Raw genomic sequence first — 1,821 nt, 5'->3', positions numbered from 1 at the left:
GACCGCGACACCCGCGCCGGAGCCGGCGGCGACCACCGGCACCCCGCCGTTCGCGCGCCGCGCCCTGCAGCAGCTGATGTGGGACGACGTCGGACTCCACCGCACAGCGCGGGGACTCGAGCGCGCCCTCGGCACCATCCGCGGCTGGATCATCGCGCAGCAGCCGCCGCAGAGCGCGCGCGACCACGAGGACGCCCACCTGCTGCACGTCGCGGAGGCCACGGCCGCCGCTGCCCTGGCGCGCCGCATCTCGGTCGGCGCCCACCACCGCGCGGACGCGGAGCCCGCCGCCCCCGCCACCGCCCGTCCCCCGATCCTGGAGACCGTCTGATGCTCACCCGTGCCACCCTCACCCGCGTGGTCGGCGCCGCCCTCGAGGAGGACGCCCCGTGGGGCGACCTGACCAGTGCGACGCTGCTGCCCGCCGACGCCACCGCGACCGCCGACCTCGTCGCCCGCGAGCCCGGCGTGTTCAGCGGCGGAGAGGTGTTCGCCGCCGCCTTCACCCTCACCGACCCGGAGGTCACCGTGGACCTGCACGTGGGCGAGGGCGACGCGTTCGCTGCGGGTGACGTGCTCGCGACCGTGACCGGAGCCGCCCGCAGCCTGCTGACCGCCGAGCGGGTGGCGCTGAACTTCACGCAGCGCATGTCGGGCATCGCGACCCTCACCGCCGCGTACGTCGCGGCGGTCGAGGGCACGCGCGCCCGCATCGCCGACACCAGGAAGACCACCCCGGGGCTCCGGGCGTTCGAGCGCCACGCCGTCGCCTGCGGGGGTGGCCGCAACCACCGCTTCTCCCTGTCCGACGCGGTCATGGCGAAGGACAACCACCTCGCGGTGCTGCAGCGCACCGGTCTCGACCTGGCGTCGGCGCTGCGCGAGGCCGTGGCGCGACTGCCGCACACCGCGCACGTCGTGGTCGAGGTCGACCGGCTCGACCAGATCCCCGCGGTGCTCGACGGCGGCGCGCACACGGTGCTGCTGGACAACTTCACCCCGGACGAGCTGCGCGCCGGTGTCGCGCTGATCGACGGTCGCGCGACCGCGGAGGCTTCGGGCGGCGTCGACCTCGACACCGTGGCCGCGATCGCCCGCACGGGAGTGGACGTCATCTCCGTCGGGGCGCTCACCCACTCGGCCCGCGCGCTCGATCTCGGCCTGGATCTGCGGATCGACTGACGCCGTGCTGTACCTCGACCACGCCGCCACCTCCCCCGTCCGCCCGGAGGTGCTGGCCGCGATGCAGCCGTACCTCACGACGGTGTACGGCAACCCCGCCAGCCACCACACCGCGGGAGAGGCGGCGGCGGAGGCCCTCGAGGACGCCAGGGCCAGGGTCGCGCACGTGCTCGGGATGCGCCGCGGCGACGTCGTGTTCACCAGCGGCGGCACCGAGGCGAACAACCTCGCGGTGAAGGGACTGGTGCTCGGCGCGCTGAGCTCGGGGCGCCGTCACGTCGTGGTGTCGCCGATCGAGCACGAGTCGATCCTGGAGTCGGCCGCGTTCCTCGCGCGGTTCCACGACGTGGAGGTGACGGCGCTCGACGTGGGGCCGGACGGCCGCGTCACCACCCAGGCCCTCGCCGCCGCGCTCCGCGATGACACGGCACTGGTCGCGCTGGGGCACGCGAACAACGAGATCGGCACGGTGCAGGACGTCGAGGCCCTTGCCGCGGTCGCCCGTGCGCGGGGAGTGCCGCTGCACCTCGACGCCGTGCAGTCGGCGGGCTGGCTGCCGCTGCGCGACCTCGGCGCCGACGCGGTGTCGATCGCCGGGCACAAGCTGGGCGCCCCCAAGGGCACGGGCGCGCTCGCGGT

2 protein-coding genes and 1 pseudogene are annotated in these 1,821 nt (G+C 75.3%); all 3 read left to right on the top strand.

Going from position 1 to position 1,821, the window contains the following annotated elements:
* A pseudogene (locus DW297_RS00290) lies at positions 1-331 on the top strand (L-aspartate oxidase); the annotation flags it as partial.
* Positions 331-1,182, top strand: coding sequence for a carboxylating nicotinate-nucleotide diphosphorylase (nadC, locus tag DW297_RS00285; protein WP_136028520.1), 852 nt, complete (start codon positions 331-333; stop codon positions 1,180-1,182). The pseudogene DW297_RS00290 and the gene nadC, both read left to right, overlap by 1 nt.
* A 4-nt stretch (positions 1,183-1,186) precedes the next feature.
* The coding region (locus tag DW297_RS00280; protein ID WP_136028519.1) for a cysteine desulfurase family protein at positions 1,187-1,821 on the top strand (635 nt) is incomplete at its 3' end.

It is taken from the genome of Microbacterium sp. PF5, assembly GCF_004794315.1.
GTDB lineage: Bacteria > Actinomycetota > Actinomycetes > Actinomycetales > Microbacteriaceae > Microbacterium > Microbacterium sufflavum.
This window is presented reverse-complemented; position numbering and strand designations above follow the sequence as displayed.